20 protein-coding genes, 1 pseudogene and 1 riboswitch are annotated in these 22434 nt (G+C 63.5%); of the genes and pseudogenes, 10 read left to right on the top strand and 11 right to left on the bottom strand.

Features of this window, described 5'->3' with window-relative positions:
* Nucleotides 1–127: 127 nt before the first annotated feature.
* The gene (xylB, locus tag AC1DXM_RS13115; protein ID WP_477233431.1) at nt 128–1582 is read right to left on the bottom strand and encodes a xylulokinase; all 1455 of its coding nucleotides are present in this window, start codon (nt 1580–1582) and stop codon (nt 128–130) included.
* Between the two features lie 82 nt (nt 1583–1664).
* Nucleotides 1665–2987 (bottom strand): tetratricopeptide repeat protein, encoded by a 1323-nt coding sequence (locus AC1DXM_RS13110; protein ID WP_477233430.1) that lies wholly within the window; start codon nt 2985–2987, stop codon nt 1665–1667.
* A 348-nt stretch (nt 2988–3335) separates the two neighbouring features.
* On the opposite strand from AC1DXM_RS13110, the gene AC1DXM_RS13105 reads away from it, so the two are divergent.
* The gene (locus AC1DXM_RS13105; RefSeq protein WP_477233429.1) at nt 3336–6002 is read left to right on the top strand and encodes an autotransporter family protein; all 2667 of its coding nucleotides are present in this window, start codon (nt 3336–3338) and stop codon (nt 6000–6002) included.
* Between the two features lie 33 nt (nt 6003–6035).
* Here the strand turns inward: AC1DXM_RS13105 and AC1DXM_RS13100 are convergent, their stop codons facing one another.
* Complete coding sequence (locus tag AC1DXM_RS13100; protein ID WP_477233428.1) at nt 6036–6659, bottom strand: LysE family translocator; 624 nt, start codon at nt 6657–6659, stop codon at nt 6036–6038.
* A gap of 227 nt (nt 6660–6886) precedes the next feature.
* Between AC1DXM_RS13100 and AC1DXM_RS13095 the strand changes: the two genes are divergently transcribed.
* The 6 genes and pseudogenes from AC1DXM_RS13095 (at nt 6887) to AC1DXM_RS13070 (ending at nt 12899) form a co-directional block, all read left to right on the top strand.
* Nucleotides 6887–7651 (top strand): L,D-transpeptidase, encoded by a 765-nt coding sequence (locus AC1DXM_RS13095; protein ID WP_477233427.1) that lies wholly within the window; start codon nt 6887–6889, stop codon nt 7649–7651.
* A gap of 99 nt (nt 7652–7750) precedes the next feature.
* The gene (locus AC1DXM_RS13090) at nt 7751–8917 is read left to right on the top strand and encodes a diphosphate--fructose-6-phosphate 1-phosphotransferase (protein ID WP_477233426.1); all 1167 of its coding nucleotides are present in this window, start codon (nt 7751–7753) and stop codon (nt 8915–8917) included.
* A complete protein-coding gene (locus AC1DXM_RS13085; protein WP_477233425.1) occupies nt 8917–9666 on the top strand; it encodes an MBL fold metallo-hydrolase in 750 nt (249 codons plus the stop codon). Before AC1DXM_RS13090 ends, AC1DXM_RS13085 begins: the two co-directional genes overlap by 1 nt.
* A gap of 227 nt (nt 9667–9893) precedes the next feature.
* Nucleotides 9894–11415 (top strand): annotated as a pseudogene (locus AC1DXM_RS13080) (DegQ family serine endoprotease).
* Between the two features lie 135 nt (nt 11416–11550).
* The gene (locus AC1DXM_RS13075) at nt 11551–12162 is read left to right on the top strand and encodes a molybdopterin-dependent oxidoreductase (protein WP_477233424.1); all 612 of its coding nucleotides are present in this window, start codon (nt 11551–11553) and stop codon (nt 12160–12162) included.
* The gene (locus AC1DXM_RS13070) at nt 12159–12899 is read left to right on the top strand and encodes an FAD-binding oxidoreductase (protein ID WP_477233423.1); all 741 of its coding nucleotides are present in this window, start codon (nt 12159–12161) and stop codon (nt 12897–12899) included. Before AC1DXM_RS13075 ends, AC1DXM_RS13070 begins: the two co-directional genes overlap by 4 nt.
* 24 nt (nt 12900–12923) lie before the next feature.
* Here AC1DXM_RS13070 and AC1DXM_RS13065 read toward each other — a convergent pair whose 3' ends face one another.
* The 8 genes from AC1DXM_RS13065 to AC1DXM_RS13030 all read right to left on the bottom strand — a co-directional run bounded on the left by AC1DXM_RS13065 (nt 12924) and on the right by AC1DXM_RS13030 (nt 20717).
* On the bottom strand, nt 12924–14393 hold the full coding sequence (locus tag AC1DXM_RS13065) for a nucleotidyltransferase family protein (protein ID WP_477233422.1): 1470 nt from the start codon (nt 14391–14393) through the stop codon (nt 12924–12926).
* Nucleotides 14393–15070, bottom strand: coding sequence for a glycosyltransferase family 2 protein (locus AC1DXM_RS13060; RefSeq protein WP_477233421.1), 678 nt, complete (start codon nt 15068–15070; stop codon nt 14393–14395). Before AC1DXM_RS13060 ends, AC1DXM_RS13065 begins: the two co-directional genes overlap by 1 nt.
* On the bottom strand, nt 15070–15822 hold the full coding sequence (locus tag AC1DXM_RS13055) for a glycosyltransferase family 2 protein (RefSeq protein ID WP_477233420.1): 753 nt from the start codon (nt 15820–15822) through the stop codon (nt 15070–15072). The genes AC1DXM_RS13060 and AC1DXM_RS13055 overlap by 1 nt, the downstream gene beginning before the upstream one ends.
* Nucleotides 15823–15855: 33 nt before the next feature.
* On the bottom strand, nt 15856–16599 hold the full coding sequence (locus AC1DXM_RS13050; protein ID WP_477233419.1) for a glycosyltransferase family 2 protein: 744 nt from the start codon (nt 16597–16599) through the stop codon (nt 15856–15858).
* On the bottom strand, nt 16596–17645 hold the full coding sequence (locus AC1DXM_RS13045; RefSeq protein ID WP_477233418.1) for a serine kinase: 1050 nt from the start codon (nt 17643–17645) through the stop codon (nt 16596–16598). The genes AC1DXM_RS13050 and AC1DXM_RS13045 overlap by 4 nt, the downstream gene beginning before the upstream one ends.
* Nucleotides 17646–17703: 58 nt before the next feature.
* Nucleotides 17704–18129 (bottom strand): PqqD family protein, encoded by a 426-nt coding sequence (locus tag AC1DXM_RS13040; protein WP_477233417.1) that lies wholly within the window; start codon nt 18127–18129, stop codon nt 17704–17706.
* A 161-nt stretch (nt 18130–18290) separates the two neighbouring features.
* Nucleotides 18291–19391 carry an FAD-binding oxidoreductase gene (locus AC1DXM_RS13035; RefSeq protein ID WP_477233734.1) on the bottom strand — a complete coding sequence of 367 codons (1101 nt, stop codon included), beginning with the start codon at nt 19389–19391 and terminating at the stop codon, nt 18291–18293.
* 78 nt (nt 19392–19469) lie between these two features.
* Nucleotides 19470–20717: an aromatic ring-hydroxylating oxygenase subunit alpha gene (locus AC1DXM_RS13030; protein WP_477233416.1), complete on the bottom strand. Its 1248-nt coding sequence runs from the start codon at nt 20715–20717 to the stop codon at nt 19470–19472.
* A gap of 117 nt (nt 20718–20834) precedes the next feature.
* Nucleotides 20835–21037: riboswitch (cobalamin riboswitch) on the bottom strand.
* 501 nt (nt 21038–21538) lie between these two features.
* Between AC1DXM_RS13030 and AC1DXM_RS13025 the strand changes: the two genes are divergently transcribed.
* The 3 genes from AC1DXM_RS13025 to AC1DXM_RS13015 all read left to right on the top strand — a co-directional run bounded on the left by AC1DXM_RS13025 (nt 21539) and on the right by AC1DXM_RS13015 (nt 22389).
* Nucleotides 21539–21742 (top strand): DUF680 domain-containing protein, encoded by a 204-nt coding sequence (locus AC1DXM_RS13025; protein ID WP_112565560.1) that lies wholly within the window; start codon nt 21539–21541, stop codon nt 21740–21742.
* 80 nt (nt 21743–21822) lie between these two features.
* On the top strand, nt 21823–22026 hold the full coding sequence (locus AC1DXM_RS13020; RefSeq protein WP_192249324.1) for a DUF680 domain-containing protein: 204 nt from the start codon (nt 21823–21825) through the stop codon (nt 22024–22026).
* 123 nt (nt 22027–22149) lie between these two features.
* Nucleotides 22150–22389 carry a DUF680 domain-containing protein gene (locus AC1DXM_RS13015; protein WP_477233415.1) on the top strand — a complete coding sequence of 80 codons (240 nt, stop codon included), beginning with the start codon at nt 22150–22152 and terminating at the stop codon, nt 22387–22389.
* Nucleotides 22390–22434 lie beyond the last annotated feature (45 nt).

The following is a 22434-nucleotide window of genomic DNA, read 5'->3' as shown; positions in this document are numbered from 1 at the left end:
GATTGGCTGTCGCGTTGGCCTTCGCCAATCTCCAACGCTGCAACAATGAGCGAGGCACCCAAGCTGCTGATCTCCCCCCTTGAGGGGGAGATGCCCGGCAGGGCAGAGGGGGGTGCCTCGCACTGACTCACGTGGTTGCCGCCTTGATCGCGGGATACAGCGCCCGATAGCGCTGATAGGCATCGGCATACGCCCCACCAAGCGCGGCATCCGGTTCGATCGTCGCATCGGTCCTCGGTGCCGTGCAAACAGCCAGCGGATCCGCCCCCGTCGCCGCAATCAGCCCAAGCCTTGCAGCACCAAACGCGGCGCCGAAGTCGCCGTCGGCGGGAATATCCACCGGCACCTGCAGCGCGGTGGCGATCGCCTTCAGCCAGTAGTGCGAGCGCGAGCCGCCGCCGATCGCCGTCACCCTGGTCAAGATCGTGCCGGCTGTCTTCAGCGCTTCGAGGCTGTCGCGGAAGGCGAAGGCGACACCTTCAAGCACGGCCTGCGTCAGCACCGCACGGCTCGATTCATGCGCCAGCCCGGTGAAGGACCCGCGGATGGCGGAATCATTGTAAGGCGTGCGCTCACCCGAGAGGTAAGGCAGGAATGACACACCGCTCGGCGCCTTCAGCGCCTCGCCGAGTTCGGCGGTCAGTTCGCCGGCCTTCTTCCCCGATACCTCCGACAGCCAGTTCAGCGAATCCGTCGCCGACAGGATGACGCCCATCTGGTGCCAGGTGTTGGGCAGCGCGTGACAGAAAGTGTGGACCGCACTGGCCGGGTTCGGCAGGTAGGAGGCATTGGCAGCAAACAGCACGCCGGAAGTGCCTAGCGAAACGAAGGCATGGCCGGCGCCGACCGTGCCCATGCCGCAGGCCGAAGCCGCATTGTCGCCGGCGCCACCGGCAATCGGGATGCCAGCCTGGACGCCCCATTTGGAGGCGAGATCGGCGCGCAAGGCGCCAGCCTTTTCAGTGCCTTCGACCAGCGATGGCATCTGCTTCTCGTCGAGCGAGGTGGCTGCAAGCAGTTCCGGCGACCAGCGCCGCTTGCCGACATCGAGCCATGAGGTGCCGGCCGAGTCGGACATTTCCGACATATGCTCGCCGGTCAGCCAGAACCGCAGGAAATCCTTGGGCAGCAGCACCTTCGCCACCTTGGCGAAGACAGCCGGCTCGTTGTTCTTCACCCAGGCGAGTTTTGGCGCGGTGAAGCCGGGGAAGACGATGTTGCCGGTCAGCTTGCGGAAGCGTGGGTCGGCATCGAGCGTGGCCGCCTCGGCATGGCTGCGCGTATCGTTCCACAATATGCAGGGGCGCAGCACCTGGTCGCCGGCGTCGAGCAAGGTTGCGCCGTGCATGTGGCCGGAGAGGCCGATGCCTTTGACGGCGGCAAGGTCTTTCGGATGCGCTGATTTCAGGTCGGCAATAGCGGTCTCGCAGGCTCGGACCCAGTCGGCCGGATTCTGCTCGGACCAGCCGGGATGTGGCCGCGATACGTCAAGTGAAGCATGGCCGGAGCCGATGACGGTTTGCCCGGCATCGATCAACAGCGCCTTGACGCCCGACGTACCGAGATCGAGGCCGAGATACATGCATTCCTCCCACTGCCATTAATTTTTTCGGGCCTCGAAAAAATCTGGCTTGGCCAGTTTTTAAAACAAGATCCGCTGCGGGTCAATTCTCTGACAAATTGGCGGCCCGTCGAGAAAACAGCGCCGACAGCGGGCTGTCCGGCCGAGCCAGCTGACGCTCAGCCGTCAGCGCCCGTGCCAATGCTGTGTCGCCGGCGCGCAACGCCGCCTCGATCAGCGTCAGGTCGATCACGTCGCGCTGGGCGTGGCTGCCGCCGAAGCGATGAGCAATCGAGCGAATCGGCCGGATCAGGCGCACCGCCTCGTTGTAGTCGCCCTCGCCAAAAGCCTTGATCGCCAATGTCAACGGATGGCCGACATCCCTGGTGAAGGCACCGTTGTCGTCGCTGCCGCGCATCGCCTCGCGCTGTGCCTCGAGCAAGGTCTTGGCTGGCGCCTCGAGCCCTGCGCCGACGAAGGCCATCATGGCATGGGCGTCGTTGAAAGCGTAATTGCCGGCACCGACCTTGGGCCAGTTGGCGGCGAGTGCTATCCAGCGGTCGCCGACATCGACGCCGCCGAGATAAAGCCGCCACAGGATCGCCGAGGCATCGACCATATTGAGCGCCATCGTCGACGGCGCGCCGTAGATCGGCCCGTCATACAGGGCCAACACCTCTTCGGTCTCGCCGAGATCGTAGTGGAACAGCGCCAGGTGCCACCAATTGTGCACCTGCAGGAAACTCTCTTTCGTCCACGCCTCGGGATTGGCGCGCATCCAGGCGATGCCGTCCCTTTGCCGGCTTTGCATTTCCATGACATGGGCGACAGCATGCTGCGCCCAGCCGTCGCGCGGCTCGATATCGACAGCCTGCCGGCCCAGTCTCTCGGCGCGCGCATAGTCGCCCATTTCCTCCAGCCCGAATGCCTGCATGCCAAGAATGGCATGATATCCAGGCATGTCCTTTTGCCAGGATGGCAGTGCGCGGCCGATACGGTCACGCAGCATGCGGGCGTTGCCGGTGAAGAAGTCGACCTGGTGCCCGGTCTGCAGCGCCACCGCGTCGAGCGGGAAATCGATGGCGATATCTTCGAGCAAGCGCGAGGCCTCGTGCCAGCGGCCGGCGGCGAGATGGCCAAGGGCAGCGACATGCGCCCGCTCGCGCGCGGTCGCGGCAAGCGGCAGCGCCGTTTCATGGCATGCCTTGGCCACCGCCGTTGCCTCGCGCTCGGTGGCGAGGCCGAACAGGTAGCCCTTGAACACATGTGCCATGACGAAGCCCGGGTCGGCCGCAATGGCGCGATCGACGGAAGCGACGGGGTCGCCGATAAAGCATTGCAATTCATGAACGGCCTGGCTGTAGGGCGAAAACCCGGCCTCGCTCGCGCCCGAAAATGTCAGGCCGAATGCGTCCCTGACTGCCATGCCCGGCCCCTCCGGTGATCATAAAATTCCAGCTGCGCGGCCGATCCTAGAGCATCGGCGGCGGGCGCGCCAAGCGAAGTCTGGACCAATCAATACCGGAGTCCAGTTCAACTAATTTCGCAGTTCGTCAACCATGCGGCACAGAATAGGCTTTGTAAAAGCTGGCGAATTGTGTCTTCATTGCGGCGTCGGGCGGGGAGCTTGAAATCGCGAATCGAGAGGGACGCGATGCGGCACCTGAAGAACAAGCCTGCGGACAGTTGTTCGCAGGCTGCGGAGGGAACAGTTGCTTTGCCGCCGCGAAAACGGCGTCAGCCGCATCCATGCTTAATTAGCATTCTCTCAACTATGGCGCTGACGTTGCTGCCCAATTCTATGGCCTTTGCCGCCTGCGCGCTGGTTCCACCGGCCGGAAATACCGCCTACATCTGCGACAGCGGCGATTCCGGCGGCAGCCTCACCGACACCAGCGGTGACAACACGCTGACCTTCCCCACCGCCGGCACCGGGCAGATCATCGGCAGCGTCACCTTCGGCACCGGCATCGACCGCATCGACATGCAGTCCGGCATCATTACCGGCGGCGTCGACCAGGACGGCGGCACGGATTTCTTCACCATCGGCGCCGGCACTGTCACCGGCAATGTCCAGCAAGGCGCCGGCATCGACGATTTCAATATGAGCGGCGGCCAGATCGGTTCGCTGAACCAGGGCGACGCACTCGACACCTTCTTCATGAGCGGCGGGCGCATTGTCGACTTCTTCGATGACGGCGACCGTGCGGTGATGACCGGAGGCCGCATCGGCCGCGTCAACATGAAGCTCGACGACAATTACTTCGACATGTCCGGCGGTACCATCGACCGCAACCTCGTCACCGGTTTCGGCAACGACACGATCATTCTCTCGGGCGGCACCATCGGCGGCAACATCAGCGTCAGCGGCGGTACCGACAGCGTAACGGTGACCGGTGGCACGGTCGGCGGCGACGTGCTGATGAGTTTCGGCACCGACAGTTTCGTCTGGGATGGTGGCGGCATCATCTATGGCATGGTCGATCTCGGCGGCGACAACGACACCGCCAGGCTCAGCAACCTCACCAACGCCAATCTCGGCGGCACCGATGCCATATCGGGCGGTCTCGGCACCGACACGCTCACCTTCGACAATGTCTCGCTGGACGGGATCTCCAGGGTCCAGAACTGGGAAACGATCAACGCCACCGACGACACCGAACTGACGCTGGACGGCAATCTGGTGCTAGGCGACAGCGGCACGGGCACCGGGACGCTCAATGTCGACCAGGCAAGCACGCTCTATGGCGGCGGCTTCAACGCGTCGATCCAGGCCTTCACGGCTGGCCAGCTGGCCAATGTCGTCAACGCCGGCCGTATTGATCTGACCAATGGCGGCACCGGCGCCACCGACCGGCTGACGATCAACGGCAACTATACCGACCTCGGCGGCCTGCTGCTGATCCAGACCGAGCTGGGCGACGACTCTTCCGCGTCGGACAGGCTCGTCTTGTCGGGCGGCACAGCCTCCGGCTCGACCGGCATTGCGGTGGTCAATGTCGGCGGTGCGGGTGCCGAAACGAATGCCGATGGCATCATGGTCATCCAGGCAATCAATGGCGCGACAACGGCTGACGGCGCCTTCGCGCTCGATGCGCCGGTCGCGGCCGGCGCTTTCGAATATTACCTGTTCAAGGGCGGCGTCAGCGCCGGTAGCGAGGAGAACTGGTATCTGCGCTCATCGCTGATCACGCCGACATCACCGGCAGCCGCGCCGCCGGCACTCGAGCCAGCGCCACTGCCCGAGCCGGAACCGCCCGAGACCGAAGCGCCGCCACCCCCGTCCGACCTGCCGCCGGTGCCGGTGCCGACCGAAGGCGACATCAACGACCCGCCCGTCGATCCGACACCGCCGGTGCAGGCCAGCGACCCCGAGCCGGAACCGCCGCCGCCCCCGCCGCTGGCGCCGCCTGCCGACCCACCGCCGCCGCCACCACCGGTGCCGACCGATTCCCCTGCTCTGCCAACCCCGGCGCCGGGCGAGGAAATCCTGCTCTACCGCATCGAGGTGCCGGTCTATTCGGCCTTGCCTCCAGTGGCCGAGCACCTGGCAATGAGCATGCTCGGCACCTTCCATGAACGGCGCGGTGAACAGAGCCTGCTGTCGAACACCGAGATATCGCCGGTCTGGGGCCGCATTTTCGGCCAGGACACCGAAATGGCCTGGTCGGGAACGGTGTCCCCGTCGTTCGATGGCACGCTGTTCGGCTTGCAGGCCGGCTTCGATCTGTTCGGACGCGAGACCGCGTCAGGCAGCGTCGATCGCGCCGGCCTGTTCATCGGCTATGGCAGCATGAATGGCGATGTGCACGGCCAGGCGCTGGGTCAGGACGGCCTTTCCGTCGGCGGCATCGATCTTGGTGGCACCAGCGTCGGTGGCTACTGGACGCGCATCGGCCAAGGCGGCTGGTATCTCGACGGCGTACTCATGGCGACTTTCTTCAGCGGCTCGGCAACCTCGTCGCGCGACATCGGCATCGACATCGATGGGACCGGCATCACGGCTTCCCTGGAGGGCGGCTATCCCATAGCGCTGGCGCAAGGCTGGACATTGGAGCCGCAGGCGCAACTGGTCTGGCAGCATCTGTCGCTCGACGACGCCGCGGACCGTTTTTCGTCGGTCTCCTTCGATCTCGACGATCAAGTGAGCGGCAGGCTGGGGTTGCGGCTGCAGGGCGAGACGGTGCTGAACGGCATCGCGCTGCAGCCCTACCTCAAGGCCAATCTCTGGCACGACTTCGGCGGCACTGACGACGTCAATTTCGGCGCAACCGATATCTCGACGGAAGGCAAGTCGACGTCGCTGGAATTCGGCGGCGGCGTGGTCGCCAAGGTGACCGACAAGGTCAGCCTCTTCGCCACCGGCGACTACACCACCAATCTCGGCGGCGACAAACGGCGTGTGCTGGAAGGCAATCTCGGCTTCAGCGTCAAATGGTGAGGCCCGTAGGCCTCACCCGCATCGTCGAAGACCTCAATTCCCCGAACGCATCGCCACCGTGGCAATCCCCGCGCCGACCAGCAGCGTGCCGCCGGTGCGATTGAAGATGCGGATCGCCTTGGGGTTGCGCACGACATTGCGGGCACGTGCCGCGATCAGCGCGTAGCCGAAGGCATTGGCGAAGGCGAGCGCCAGGAAGGTCGTTTCAAAAATCAGCATCTGCGGCCAGAAATCGGCCTCGCGGTTGAGGAACTGCGGCAGGAAGGCGACGAAGAAGGTGATGCTTTTCGGGTTGAGCGCAGTGACCAGCCAGGCATGCGCCATCATCTTGGCCGCCGACACGGCGTCGGTGCGCGGTTCGGCTTTCAGCGCGCCGCCGGCGCGAAACAGTTTTATGCCGAGATAGATCAGATAGCAGGCACCGATCAGCTTCAGGATGGTGAACACAGTCGCCGATGCGGCCAGCAGGGCGCCGATGCCGAGCATCGACAATGTCATGGCGGTGAAGTCGCCCAGCGCCACGCCGACCGCCATTGGCAGAGCGGTACGCCAGCCCTGGCCCAGCGCATAGGACACGACCAGAAGAATGGTCGGGCCGGGAATGACGAGCAGAACGGTGGAGGCAGCGGCGAAGGCAGCCCAGTTTTCGAACGACATCTTTGTCTCCTTGAGCGCAAAGAAAAGGATAAATCCTCGGGTACGCGGGAATGTAAAGAGCCATCTCCAAAAATGCGCTGCGTGCCATTTCGCGCAGCGACGTTGGCATACAGGGTATAGGGTTAAGGCAAGCCTGAAGACCTTCACCCTTTTTCAACCATGTTTGGCGAAACTGCCTGCTATCCGGCCGGACCGTGTTTCCCGCCGACAGCGTAGGGTTTGGGTGCATGCGTGAGTTGCCGCAGAATCTGACGCCGCCGAATGGCGACGCAGTCGAAACCGAACATCTTTATTCCCGCCGCTTCGTCCTTTCGGGCGCCGGCGCCATGGCGCTGCTCGGCATGGCCGGCTGCAGCACCGCGACGCTCGAACTGCCGCAGCTGCAGCTGGACGACACGGTCACCGGCTCGGTGCGGCCGGTCCGCCCCGCAATCAGCGTCGACAAGAACATCACCGGCCCTGACGTCATGTATGCCGCGCTCACCGATGGCGATTTCGAAGTGCCGGCGGTGCCTTACCAGAAGGTCAAGCCGGAGTTCCGCCGCCAGATCGTCGTCAACGAGACCGGCGAGGCGCCAGGCACCATTGTCGTCCATCTGCAGGAGCGAAAGCTCTATCTCGTGCAGGAGGGCGGCGACGCCATCCGCTACGGCGTCGGCATCGGCAAGGACGGCTTCCGCTGGTCCGGCCGCGCCAACATCCAGTACGGCAAGGAATGGCCGACCTGGACGCCGCCGCCGGAAATGATCCAGCGCAAGCCGGAACTGGTGAAGTGGCAAAACGGCCAGCCCGGCGGCCTCACCAATCCGCTCGGCGCGCGTGCGCTTTACATCTACCAGGACGGCAAGGACACCGGCTATCGCATCCACGGTTCGCCCGAATGGGCGAGCATCGGCCAGGCGATGTCGTCGGGCTGCGTGCGCCTGATCAACCAGGACATCATCGACCTCTACAGCCGCGTTTCCAAGAAGAACCCGGTCGTCGTCGTCTGATCCTTCTGCGGCGGTTTGGCGCCACTCGAAACTCTCGTTGCGCGATGCGGCAAGCTAGGCCAAGGTGCCTGAAAACCATCGCGCCGGGAGACATCAAGCATGGCTGGAACGTTTGTCATCGCACAGGGCGGCGGCCCGACTGCCGTCATCAACCAGACGGTCGTCGGCGCCACGCTGGAAATCCGCAAGCGCCATCCCGGCGCCAAGGTGCTGGGCTCCATCCATGGCGTGCGCGGCATTCGTGACGGCAACTATGTCGACCTGTCGGCCATCCCCGAGGATCGGCTGCGGCTGATCGCCGGAACGCCGAGCGCCGCCCTCGGCTCGACGCGCGACAAGCCGGATGCCGCCTATTGCGACGTCATCCTCAATGGCCTGAAGAAGGCGGGCGCCGACGCCTTCATCTACATCGGTGGCAACGACACGTCGGGCACGCAGCAGATCCTGACCGACGCCGCCGGCGGCAGCATCGCATTCGTGCATGCGCCAAAAACCATCGACAACGATCTCGAGGAGAACGACCACACGCCGGGCTTCATCTCGGCGGCCGAGTTCGTTGCCGGCGCCTTCCTGTCCGTCGATCTCGATTTCCGCGCCCTGCCCGGCATCTATGTCGGCATCGTCATGGGCCGGCATGCCGGCTTCCTCACCGCCGCAGCCGCCGCCTGGCAGCTCGATCCCGACAGCGGCCCGCATCTCGTCTACGTGCCGGAGCGGCCATTCTCGGCCGCCGGCTTCATCGACGACGTGCGCGCCTCGCTCGACCGCCACAAGCGCTGCATCGTCGCCGTCTCCGAAGGCGTCAGCACCGCCGACGGCAAGGCGCTCGTCGAAAGCCTGGTGCCGCCGGACAAGTTGGAGCGCGACGCGCATGGCAACGTCAAGCTGTCGGGCAGCGACCTGCCGGCGGCGCTCGAACGGGCGCTCGCCGAAGGCCTGCCGGGCAAGCGTGCGCGGGTCGACGCATTGGGCTACATGCCGCGCGGCTATATCGGCGCGATCAGCGCTGTCGACGCGCAGGAGGCCTTCGATGCCGGCGCCTTCGCGGTTGCCGTTGCCGGGGAAGGCGGCGGCTCGGTGGCGCTGCAATATGACGGCAGCAAAACCGTGCTGAAGAAGGTGCCGCTGAAGAACGTCGCCGGCAAGACGCGCCATATGCCAGACGATTTCATGAAGCCCGACGTCAACCAGCTGTCGGAAGCCGGCATGGCCTATTTGAAGCGCCTGGTGCCGGAAAAATACAAGGTCGGGAAGCCCTTCGTCTGATGGGCGACCGTTTTGGCGGGGAACGGGTGATCGGCGACTGGTTTGGCAAGACCGTCATCGATGCCAGCACAACGATGCTGACCGAACCGTTCGTGCATGATTTCGTGCGCGCCAACATCTGGCATTTTAGGGGACTCGACGCCGACCTGCTCGTCGATACCGGCATGGGCATCTGTCCACTGGCACCTGAGATCGATACGCCGCAGGGCAAGCCGCTCATCGCTGTGGCCACCCACATCCATCTCGACCATGTCGGCTCGCTGCACGAGTTTCCGCTGCGCGCCGGGCCCCGGCACAGTGCCGAGCATTTCGAGACCATGAACGAGACAGTGACCTACGCCTACATGTTCACCAATCTCGACGGTGCGGTCTCGAAATTGCCGGGGCCAGGCTGGACTGCGGCCGATTACAAGATTCCGCCGGCGCCGTTGACGCGCACACTGGACGAAGGCGACATCGTCGACCTCGGCGACAGGCAATTCCGTGTCCTGCACCTGCCCGGACATTCTCCGGATTCGATCGCGCTGTTCGACGAGGCGGACGGCCTGTTCTTTGCCGGCGACGCCATCTACGATTCCATGCTGATCGACGATTTGCCGGATTCGTCCCGATCAGACTATCGCCGAACCATGCAAAGGCTGCTCGACCTGCCTGTTCGCCTCGGCCATGGCGGCCACGGGCCGAGCTTCGACGGCGATCGAATGCGCGAGATCGCTACCGCTTATCTCAGACGCACAGAAGGCCGTTGAAGGCTGGCTCCGCTGCCGTCTAACGAAAATGTGAGCGGAAATTAAATCTTCGTAAGGTGGCGCAAAAACCCTAAATCGGGCCGATCCGTACCCTAGATGCAGGGCTGTCGATCCGGCCGGCTGCCATGCCAGGCGAGACGGGCAACCGCGACCGCCGACACGCTGATGGCCGATTCTCTCCCGGAACGGCCACGGCGCCGGATCATCTCTCGCCCGGACAAACGACCATGTCAGACATACTTCGCAGACATCGCGTCGCGGCCTTGCTGGGCGCTGCGCTGATCGTCAGCCCCTTCATTGCGTCTTTCGCGCAAAGTGCTGGCTCCACAGTTGCCACGACCCAGACCCCTGTCGCCGGCATAACGGCCCCCAACGGCTCCTTCGCCCCAATCGTGGCCGTCGACAAGCCGGCGGTGGTGACCGTCACCACCGTCATGAAGGCACAGCCGCAAGACATGAGCGAGGAGCTCGGCGGCAATTCGCCCTTCGACGACTATTTCCGCCAGTTCCTTCGGTGACCAGGGCATCCCGATGCCGAAGACGCCGCCACAGCAGGCGCAGCGCGCCGAGGCGCTGGGCTCCGGCTTCATTGTCGACGCCGACGGCACCATCGTCACCAACAACCACGTCATTGACGGCGCCACGTCGATCAAGGTCACCTTGGACGACGGCACCGAGCTTCCCGCCAAGCTGGTCGGCCACGACGCCAAGAACGACCTCGCGGTGCTCAAGATCAAGGCGGACAAGCCGCTGCCGACGGTCAAATGGGGCGATTCCGACAAGCTCATGCCGGGCGATCAGGTGCTCGCCATCGGCAATCCGTTCGGCATCGGCACCACGGTCACCGCAGGCATCGTTTCGGCGCGCGGCCGCGACCTCAACAGCGGTCCGTTCGACGATTTCATCCAGATCGACGCGCCGATCAACCACGGCAATTCCGGCGGCCCGCTGGTCGATGTCGCCGGCAATGTCGTCGGCATCAACACGGCGATCTATTCGCCCAATGGCGGCAGTGTCGGCGTCGGCTTCGCCATTCCGTCGGACCAGGCGCAAAAGGTCGTCGCCAAGCTGATGAAGGGCGGCAACATCCAGTACGGCTATCTCGGCGTGCAGATCCAGCCGGTGACGCCGGATGTGGCGGGTGCGGTCGGCCTCGATCATCCGGGCGGTGCGCTGGTTTCCGAGGTCACGGAAGGATCGCCGGCGGCAAAGGCCGGCATCAAGACCGGCGACGTCATCACCAGCTTTGCCGGCGAGCCGATCAAGGATCCCAAGGACCTGTCGCGCGCCGTCGCTGATGTCGCGCCCGGCGCGAAGGAAACGCTCGACGTCTGGCGCGGCGGCAAGACGGTGCAGATCTCCGCCGATGTTGGCCGCAACAGCGACGATGTGAAGTCGGCCTCGACCGAGGACGACAATCAAAAGCCTTCGGCCGGCCAGGCGCTTCGCGTTCCCTCGCTGGGCCTCGGCCTGACCGACCTTACGCCTGATATCCGCGAGGAGCTAAACTTGGCGTCCAACCAACGCGGCGCCGTGGTCGAGCGCGTCAATCCGGACAAGGCGGCCGCCAATGCCGGCCTGCAACCGGGCGATGTCATTGTCGCCGTCGACCAGTCTCCGGTGCGCAACGCAAGGCAGGCCAACCAGGCGATCGCCGAGGCGGGCAGGTCGGGCCGGAAGTCGGTGCTGCTTCTGGTCGACCGTGGCGACGCGCAGATCTTCGTCGCCGTGCCCTTCGCCGCCGGCTGAAGCACGATGCGGCAGGCCCCCCGAGGTGATCCTGGCGGGCCTGCCACGCCGCCCAAGATTCCTGTTGCCCGCTAGCACATCTTCGAGAACACTGCGGCAGGTCGGTAATGGCCTACTGCAAACGGATAGTCTGAGATGGTCACTCGCGGTTTTTCCTCCGGTCGAAAGCCTCCAACCGAGACCGACGCGCGCATCCCGCCCGGGCAATATCTCGAACAGGGTTTTCCGGTGCTGTCGGCCGGACCGACGCCGCGCGTGCGCACCGAGGACTGGTCGTTCACGCTCAAGCACGGGCCGCGCCCCATCAAGAAATGGAACTGGGCCGAGTTCAACGCGCTGCCCTTGACCAAGATGACGCGCGACATCCATTGCGTCACCGCCTGGACCAAGTTCGACACGGCCTGGCAAGGCGTTCTGGTCGACGACATTCTCGCCGATGCCGGCATCGAAGCGCCAACCAATTTCCTGCTGGCGCATGGATATGACGGCTACACCACCAACGTGCCGGCCAAGGATCTCACCACCGGCAAGGCGATGGTGGCGCTGCTTTATGAAGGCAAGCCGATCACACCCGACCATGGCGGTCCGGCGCGGCTTCTGGTGCCGCATCTCTATTTCTGGAAGTCGGCCAAATGGCTGAACGGGCTGCAATTTACAGAACGCGATGAGCCGGGTTTCTGGGAATTGCGCGGCTATCACATCTATGGCGATCCGTGGCGCGAGCAGCGCTATAGCGGCGATCCATGAGCGAAGCGCCGCAATCTCCCTGGCAGACGGCGAAAATCACCCGGATCGAAAAGCGCACTCCGCGCGTCACCAGTTTCTTCTTCGCGCTGTCGCGGCCTTTTGCATACCGCGCCGGACAGCATGTCGACGTCCGGCTGACGGCGCCTGATGGCTACCAGGCGCGCCGCTCCTATTCCATCGCCTCGGCACCGGAGAGCGGCGCCACGATCGAGCTGGCGATCGAAAAGCTCGACGACGGCGAGGTTTCGCCATTTTTCCACGAGGTGGCGGCGGTCGGCGACGAGATCGAGCTGCGCGGACCGCTTGGCGGCCATTTTGTCTGGTCCGACAGCGATGGCGGGCCGCTGCTTCTGGTCGGCGGCGGCTCCGGCGTGGTGCCGCTGATGGCGATGGTGCGTCACCGGACCTTGCGCAAATCCGTGGCGCCGGTCGCGCTGATGTTTTCGGTGCGGATCTGGGACGAGGTGATCTTTCGCGACGAGCTGATCGGTCTCGACGATCGCCGTGACGGTTTCGACCTGGTGCTGACGCTGACTCGCGAGGCCGCACACCGCCCGTCCGACTATTCAAGGCGCATCGACACGGCAATGGTGATGCAGGCGCTCGCGCGGCTGCCGCTGCCGCCGGCGCTCGCTTTCGTCTGCGGCTCGAACGCCTTCGTCTCGGCGGCCGCCCAGGCGCTGATCGACGCGGGCATATCAGCGGACATCATCCGCACCGAGCGCTACGGTGTCTGAGCAGTTTCTGAGCAGTTACTGTTATCAGGCCGGTGAAAACCGTGCCGACATCAACTGGAACGGCAGCGCGCCATAGGCGGCGACATCGGCCTCATTGTCCCAGGTTCGGAACTGGCGAGACGGCCGGGCTTCGAGCACCAGCGTCTGCCGTGCTTCCTCCAGGCTGACGCGGCCGCGAAAATGCAGTACTTTTTCGCCACCGGCGCGGCTGATCACCAGCGAGCGCAGGCGGGCGATATGGCTGCCGCCGACATTAATCTCCATCTCGATGCGGCGGCGGACTGGCGGAACGACGATCCTGACGGTCACGTCCAGCATCATGTCCCCGGCACTATCCGGGCGAGGAAGGGGCTGCGAAAGCGCGAACGGCGCCAGCGCCGGCTTTGCCTTGCGTGACATCGACCTGCCGCGCCAGACCACTTCGGGGGCCGTCTGCTGCAGGCGACCTTTCTTGCGTTTCAGGCGCAGCTGCTTGGCAACGCCCCGCGACAGCCAGACAAGGCCGCCGAAATCAGTGCGCGGCTTGGCTTGCAGAACCGACGACCAGCGCGACAGGCCGGCGCGATCAGCCAGCGCCACCGTCCGTGCGAATTCGGCCGGCGGCACCTCGATGCCGATTTCCAGACGAAGATAGGAGAGCGCCACCGCCGCAGCGACGGCGAGACGGCGCCTGGCGACGATGTTGGCGAACACCTCCCAGTCGACTTCGCCGCTCTGGATGGCAACCGCACAGTCGACCAGCCAGTCGCTGTGGGTGTGGGCATCGAGGCCACCATGCGCAATAGCGAGCGCCATGCGGTCGGCGGGCGAGGGCACAAGCAGGCTGACGCCGTTGAACTCGGCGGACTGCGCCCGTTGCCATATCGCCAAATCGTCTTCTGCGCTTTGTTGCGATCCGTCATAGGCCTGCTGATGCAAGTCGATGTCGCCGAAACTGCCCTTGAAGAAATTCATCGAACGCAAGGATGCCAGCCGGGTGCGCAGATATTGCGGGCTGACGCCGGTGGCGATCTGCCAGTCGCGGTCGCGCAGCACGTCGAATGCAGCAACCATATCTTGCGGGCGCACCAATATATCGATGTCGTGCGCCACCCGGCCGCGTTGCGCGGATGCGTTGACGGCGATGCGGCTGGCGCCCTTGATCAGCATGACCGCGCTGCCGGCATCGATCATGGCCTGCAGCGCCGGCTCGGCCTCGCGCATCGCCAGCCGCGACTTGGTCCACAGCATTTTTTGCAAGCCGACAAGGCGTGGATGCGCCGGGTGGCCGGCGAGCTTGCGGCCGAACCTGTCGGAAATCGCGGCCAGCAACCGGTGCTCGCGGAAGGCGACGTGGTCGATATCGTTCTCATCGAGCCAGCGCGCAGCATGGCGGCCGGCCGCCTCTTCATCGGGCAGCAGCGCTGCCTTCAAAAGCTGGTCGAGCCCGCCGGTCGGCCATGACCAGCCATAGTCGGGGAACCGGCGGCCGATGCTGCGAAGATCGCTGGCCATCATTCGGCGCCCGTCTTCTTTCCTGCTCGCCTTTGCATGGCCAGCCTTACAACTTCGAGATAGCCTCGATCACGCACTGGGTCGCGTCCGTAGGACATGCTGCCGGGCCGGATGCGGCGCAAGGCCAGGACCTCGTCGAGCATGGCCAGCACAAAGCCTGCCTCGCGCATTCGGGCAATCCAATCGATCATCTCGCCGCGGCCACCTTGCGGATCGATGATAGGGCCGACGGTGTCGGCCACCTCGTGGCGGATCATCATCGTCGTGCGTGACCAGCCGGGTCCAGCGGCGGCGTCCGGCATGTCCGGCCGGTCATTGCGGAAAGTGTCCATATGGGTAAAGACGCCTGCCGTCGCCGGAAACCGAGCAAAATGCGCCAGCTGTTTTTCAATCTTGGTCGGCAGCCACAGATCGTCGGCGTCGAGCGTCGCGACCAGCGGCGTCGACAGCGCGGTGATGCCCCTGGTGGTAGCGCTGCCGGGGCCTGCGTTTTCCTGGCGCAGCAGCGTGACCGGTATGTTTAGCGGAGCGATAACCGCTGCAATATCGTCGGTCGAGCCGTCATCGACGACGACAATGGCGTCGGGCTTGACCGTCTGTGCCGCAACCGAGCGCAGCGTCTCGGCGATGGTGCCGACCGCGTTGAAGGCCGGAATCACGACGCCGTAGCTGGCCATCACATGAACCGCCAATCCGCGAGTGGCCTGAGATCGAAGATGCCTTCGATCGGCCGCAGCGAGGGGTCGGCCTCGCGGCGCTTCATCGATTTGAAGACGGCGCGCATAAATTCACGAGACTGGACATCGGCTTCCCTGGTCATGTTACCGGGATGGCGCCGGTAGTAAAGCGCCACTGTATCAGGCATGACGTAGTTCGGTCCGCTTTCGAAGATGCGCAACAGGTAGTCGGTGTCCTCGGCCTGGTTGAAATCCGTATCGAAGCCGCCGATCCGTTCGACAAGTCGACGCGTGAAGACTCCTGCCGACAGATGAATGCCGCGAACCGTGATGCTATGGCTGTCGGCGGCTGGCTCCAGCGTCGCGTCGTCGAGATGATCGACCAGTGTCATGCACGAATAGGTCAGGTCAAGGCTGGGGTCGGTTTCGAAAAAGGCGAGATCGTTCCTGAAGCGGCCGGCCGGCGAAATGTCGTCCGAATCGAGGAAAGACACCAATTTCGTTTCCGGCAGAAGCAGGCCGAGACCGGTGTTGCGCGTGCGGGTCACGCCCATGTTGGACTGCCGGAACAGGCGGATGCACGAATTCTCGTCCATAATCGAGCGCACCACTTCTGCAGAGCCATCGGTCGAGCCGTCATCGATGACAATGATGTCGAGATCGGCGGCGTCGCGCTGCCTGAGCAGCGAGCGCAGCGCAGAGCCGACATAGCGTTCGCGGTTATACACCGGCATGATCACGCTCAGCTTCATGCACGCATCCCGGACTGTGACCTATTCATCCTATCACCATTCTGCCGTGCGCCCGATCTCGAAAAGCCCCTCGACCGGGCGCAGCGATGGATCGGCCTTTCGCCGGCGCATGGATTTCAGGATCACACGCAGATATTCGCGCACCGCGACGTCATTCTGCTTGGTCAGATTGCCGGGATGCCGCCTGTAGTAGACGGCAATGGTATCGAGCAGAACATGCCTTGGGCCGGTTTCGAAGATGCGCAACAGATAGTCGGTGTCTTCGCTTTGCGTGAAATCCTCGTCGAAAGTGCCAATTCGGTCGATGAGCGCTTTGCGGAATATGGCCGCGCTCAGGCTGATACCGCGCATGGTGACGCTGTCGGCGCCCGGCGCCGGCTGAAGCGCCTCGTCGTCCATGACAATGACTTTGGTCATCAGCGAGTAGGTTAGCTCGAGAGCCGGATCGAACTCGAACAGGGCAAGGTCGGCCTTGAACCGCCCGGCTGGCGAGATGTCGTCGGAGTCCAGGAACGACACGAACTCGGTCTGCGGCAGCAACTGCCTCAGGCCCGCATTGCGGGCCTTGGCTACACCCTGATTGGCCTGCTGGAAGAGCCGGATACACGGTGCTTCCCTCATCAGGGTACGGACGGCGTCAGCGGAGCCATCGGTTGAGCCGTCGTCGACGACGATAATGTCGAGATCGGCGGCCTCGTGTTGCCTGAGCAGCGAACGCAGGGCCGGAACGACATGGAGTTCGCGGTTGCAGACAGGCATGATGATGCTCAGTCTCATACACTGCTTCGCCCTATAAAATCGGCGATCCTGCCGGCGATCTCCCGCGGCTCAGCCCCCAGCGATAGCCGGTAGCATGGCAGATCGCGGGTGAGCTCGCTGAAAAAACGAAAGCCTGACTCTCGCTCGCCCGGCATCTGCACGATGCCGGAAGGCGCCAGGGCGATCATGGCATCCTTGCGCGATATGGGCATGATCGAACTTCTCTCTCCTCCGCTGATATGGGGCACCATCAACGCAACAATGTCCACACTTGCAGGGATCGGCCGGGGGGCAATCTCGTTAATGTGAAAGGCATGTTTGCCCTGCCAGTTCAGCGGTTGGTAGGATTTCAGCCGGTCTTTCAGCGTCAGCCGCCTAAACCCTTCCGGGTCCTGCTTGAGCGTGGCAAAGAGCGGCCGCGCCGTCACGCGATCGGTCCTGTCGATCAGCACATAGTCGTCTCCGACGCTGTCGAGGCCGTTGATGAGGCCGGCAACGACGGTTCCCGATTTGCCGGCCCCACCGGAGCCGGCCAGCAGCACGCCCTTGCCGCCAGTGCCCAGCGTGCCGGCATGGGTCAGCCGCATGCCGCGCGCCGCATATTCCCAATGCAGGAACGCGCGCAGCGGCGCCGCCTGCTCCCACGGCGGAAAGGCGTCGGCCGACACCATCAGCTGCGCCCCGACATGGCGTTGCGGATCGTAGAACTGCCAGAAATCCAGGTCATGATAGTAGCTGCCGCGCAGCCCAGCTTCGGCCAGCCTGTTGGCAAAGGCATGATGGTTGTACTCGCCACGGCCCCAGCTCGCCGGAGCGGCGACGCCACCGATACCCGGATGGACGACGAAAATGCCGCAGTCGCCAGATGCAGACGGATCATCCGGAGCCGGTATGAAGGCATGGCCCATGGCCTCCGCCAACGAGCCATGGTCGAGATGCACGCTCAGGTAAAGCCCTGGCAGCCGAACCTTGGCGGTGACCGGATAGTCCGTCGCAGCGCTTTCCGCGGCAGCCAGCACATGGCGAGCATAATCCGGCAGGGTTTGCAGCGTGATCGAGGGCATGGCCTGGCTATTTCGGCCTCCGGTGTGGCGAATGCTCCGGTTCACCTTGGAGAAACGTCTACGCCTGTTTGACCGCCGGCCAGCCGAGGGGTTCCTCGACCTCGTGGATCGGGTCGACGATGATGAGATCGGCAAGGTCGTCATGGACATCGACCTTGAGCGGCTCGCTGGTGGCGGCCAATTCAGCCTTGAGATCGTCTGGAAGCGGTTGCGCCGGCGTCTCGGCCGGAACGATGAGCCCGAAGTCGAGCAGTCGTGCGATGAAGCGTTCGAGGTCGGCCAGCGCTATGGTTGTACCGCCACCAGCCGTCGCCCTGGCCACTGCCTGGGCATCAACACCCGACGCCAGCGCCTGCCAGACCCGGCTGCCGGAATCGGAAAAGCCGAAATATTTGCCATTCGAAAGGTCGAGAACGACGGCCTCGCCATCGAAAGACTCGAAAACGATGTCTTTGCTTGCTATAGCGTAGACCCGTTGCTGCATCGCTCCATTCCCCTTTCAGACCCCTGGAAGAAATCGCGCCGGTTCGCGGTCTGCCAAGCTCCGCTGAAAAGGCCTCTAACCAGTTGGCCTTTCTTTGGCAAGACAAAGTCCGCGGGCATCGTGTCCGGGCGGGGCGGTCGGTTGCGGTGACGCAGGCCGGCTCAGGCCTCGATTTCGAGCGCCGACAGCGGTTTCGAGCAGCAGGCAAGGATGAAACCGTCATCGATCTCATGGTCGAGGATGCCGCCATTGTGGCTCATCTCGACATCGCCGGAGACCTTCTTCACCTTGCAGGTGCCGCACAGGCCGAACTCGCAGGCGGCTGGTATCCGCACGCCCGAGCTGCGCGCCGTCTGCAGCACGGTCTGGCCGGCGACGCAGTCGGCGTCGACCGCCGAAAGCGAGAAGCGGATCGGCGTGACGGCTTCGACAGGGACAGCAGTGCCGTCTTCAGCGGGTGAGGCAAACGGCGCCGGGACTTCCTCCACCGCGGGCGCGGCAAAGCTCTCCTGATGATACTTCGTCATGTCAAAGCCCGCGGCATCGAGCATGCCGCGCACGGCGCGCATGAATGGATCGGGGCCGCAGCAGAAGATTTCGCGCTCGCGGAAATCGGGCGCCAGCAAGGGCAGCCGGATCGCGTCGATGCGGCCCATATGGCCGTACCAGCCTTCACGGCTCGAGCGCTCCTCGATCATGAAGCCGAGCGACAGGCCGGGCATATGACCGCCGAGCAGTTCAAGTTCCTTGCGGAAGATGATCTCTTCCGCACGCCGCGCGCAATTGACGAAGCCGACATCTGTCCATGGCGCGCAGTCGTTCAGCCAGCGCAGCATCGACATCATCGGCGTCACGCCGGAGCCGGCCGAGATGAACAGATATTTGGCCGCGGGGTGGCTGTGCAACGAGAAGTCGCCGGCCGGTCCGTAGGCCTTGACGTGCGAGCCGGGCGTCAGATGGTCGAACATCCATCGCGTGCCTATGCTGCCGGCCTGCGCCTTCACGGTCACCGCGATCGAGAACGGCCGCGACGGCGACGACGACAGCGTGTAGGTGCGCATCAGCGGCCCGTCCGGTGTCGGCAGCTCCAGCGTCACGAACTGGCCCGGCTTGTAGCGGAACCAGGTCTGGTTGTCGGAGCGGAAGGTGAAGGTCTTGACGTCAGGCGCCTCGTCGCTGACGCCGATCACTTCCAGCACCTGCAGCCTGTCGTTCCACGGCGCCATCTGGTCGAGATGGCGATAGAGCCCAAGATCCGTCATCGCATTCATCCCTCTGTCCTTTTTGCTCTGCTCATGTCGTGATCCCAAAACCGCGATACACTTTTGGGCGACATGAGCTCACGCGACGCTGCGCAGCGCCGGCCGGCCGCCTTCGGCGAGGCGCGGACCGATGAAGGCTGCATACCATTCGACGAACTGGATCACGCCGCCCTCATGCAGCTCCGAATAGGGGCCAGGCTCATAGGCCGGCGACAGGATGCCGAAGGCGTTTTCCTCAACGATGCGGCGGTCCTGGTCGTTGGTTTCGGTCCAGACATGGGTGAGCTCTTCAAGATTGTAGTCGACGCCCTCGACCGCATCCTTGTGCACCAGCCACTTGGTCGTCACTGCGGTTTCGGTGGCGCTGATCGGCAGCACCCGGAAGGTCACTGCATGGTCGATCAGGATGTGATTCCAGGTCGTCGGATAGTGGTAGTGCATCAAGGTGCCGATGCGGTCGGCGGCAACAGTGTCTGAGAGGTTCTTCGTCACCGCGCGCTTTCCCGTCATCGTGTAGCTGACGGCATCGCGCAGCAGCGGCGCGCGGGTGGCGCGGTATTGTCCGGCCGGATCGATGCGGAATTTGCTCGGCAGGCCCGCCGCTTCGCATTTCGCCCAATGCGCCAGCATCTCCGGATCGCTGTCGGCGCCCTGCACGCCGGTTACCGTCGGCGCTTCCGGGAAGGTCTTGCAGAGTTCCGGATGGTTGCCGGCGCAGTGGTAGCACTCGCGGTTGTTTTCCCAGACCAGCTTCCAGTTGCCCTTCTCGACGATGGTCGATTCGAAAGCGATCTTGGCTTCGCTCAGCCGGTGCGGCTTGAGGTAGGGCTCGATCATGGCCCGCATCGGCGCGAAGTCTGCGGGTTCTTTCGCCAGGCAGATGAAGACGTACCCGGCCACGCTTTCGCAGGCGACCGGCTTCAGGCCGAACTGGCTCTTGTCGAAACCCTCGGCCATCTGGCGGGCGAAGAGCAGGCGGCCATCGAGCTCGTAGGTCCACTGGTGATAGGGGCAGACGAGCTTTGCCGCCGTGCCTTTGTCGGTGTTGCAGACGCGACTGCCGCGATGGCGGCAGGAATTGTGAAAGGCGTTGATGTTGCCCTTCTGGTCGCGGACGAGCACCACCGGATAGTCGCCGATCTGCACAGTGATATAACTGCCGGGCTTCGGCAGTTCGCAATCATGGCCGACGAACAGCCAGTCGCGATACCAGATCAGCTCCATGTCGAGCTTGAAATAGTCCGGGTCGGTGTAGAAGGGTTGCTCGAGCGAAAAGCCTTGCTTGCGGCCGTTCAAGAGCCTCAGCATATCGTTGCGCGCATCCATAGTTCTGTCCTCGTGGTTTAAGGACTGAACTTGGTGGTGATGGAGGAAGGATCGGCCGCAGGCCGGCAACACGCCGGGCATGCGCTATCCACCTCTTGACCGCCCACCGCGATCAGTCGAGTTCAAGCATCTCGGGCTGGTTTCCGGGCTCTGGAGTTGTCCTTGCGGACCATCGCGACACCTTCCCAGGCTTCTCGCCCAGTGGTCTCCCGTTGCGACTTGAACTCCACCACCGTTGCGGGGGCAGCGCCGGATTCTGACCGGCTTCCCAATTCTCCGCTCCGTCGTCACGAAGCGGCACCTGAGATGCGATCATCTAATCACGGCAGCGATCGCGACATCGGCATGAAAGCGACATCGTCTCCATGCGGCGCGACACGCACGACAAACGCGGCGGCAGACGATCGTGGGGCTGACGGTGTTGTTTTCGGGGCGGATCGCGGCCCTCGCAACTCACTTCGAATCAGACTGCCGACTAAGGAAAAACACGTCAACGGTATCGAAAAGTGACTATTAGCAGTTTCTAAAATCGAACCGAACGGTTCGTTTCTGTTGACAATGCGTGCAGGACAGTGTGAACGCTGACGCCCGGACACACTCGGTGAGCCGGATGGCATGGCCACATAAGCCTTTGTATTATTTACATAAAGTAAGATGGTAGGCATGCTTATGAAAATTACAAGAGGTGAAATCATGGCCCAGCCGGAACAACTTCGTGATTGGAAACCAGCCTATGGCTTTCCCACATCGGGGCTGTCCGAACGACGCGAATTGCTCCCACCACACGCCGCTAGACGGACAGCAAAACTGGAGTACTAAAAATGAAAAAGATCATCCTTACTGCCGCGGCCGTTTTGGCCATCACCGGCAGCGCCTTCGCTGGTAGCGACAATTATGGTTCCAATGGTGCGAACCAGCCCGCTGCCGCGGTTGACAGCTCGTATACGGCTTCCATTCAGAAGTCGGCGCCCGCTGACAAGCAGCCCGTCGTTCAGGGCAGCGACCGCAACCTCTTCGGCCGTTAACAGCTGATCCCGATCCAAACAAAAGCGTAGCGGCCTATCCGCCGGTCTTGGGATCTCGAAGAAATTCAGGAGTATTTAAAATGAAAAAGATCATCGTTGCTGCCGCCGCCGTTCTGGCCGTTTCCGGCAGCGCTTTCGCCGCCAGTGACAACTATGGTTCGAACGGCGCCAACCAGCCTGCGGTTACGTCGACCGATAGTGGCCACACGGCTTCGGTTGCGAAGTCGGATTCGGCTGCTCAGGCCCCCGCACAGGGCGCCGACCGTAACCTCTTCGGTCGCTAACAGACGATCGGGATCTGACCTCAGAGTTTTTCGGACAACGATCCCAGTCGAACATCGAACAAGCTGCAGAGCGGCGTGATCACCAACCGCTCTGCCACATGATGAAAATTCAGGAGACTTGACATGAAGAAGATCGCTCTTGCTGCCGCTGCGCTTTTGGTTGCCGCCGGCAGTGCTTATGCCCGCAACGACAATGTCGGCTCTAGCGCCGTCGACAACCAGGCGACCGTCAACGTCGACAACACCCGGACGTCGTCGGTACCGAACACCGGTTCGCCGGTCTACAAGCTGTTGAACTCGTCGGGTGACGTGCAGAAGCCCGCCTCGCAAGGCAGCGACCGGAACCTCTTCGGCAACCGCTAGAACGTTTCACCGTTTCACGGAAACGGCGAACCGCTCTATCTCTTT

The organism is Mesorhizobium sp. P3_A2 (assembly GCF_056403115.1).
Note: the sequence above shows the minus strand (reverse complement) of the source record. Positions and strands in the feature narration are given on the sequence as shown.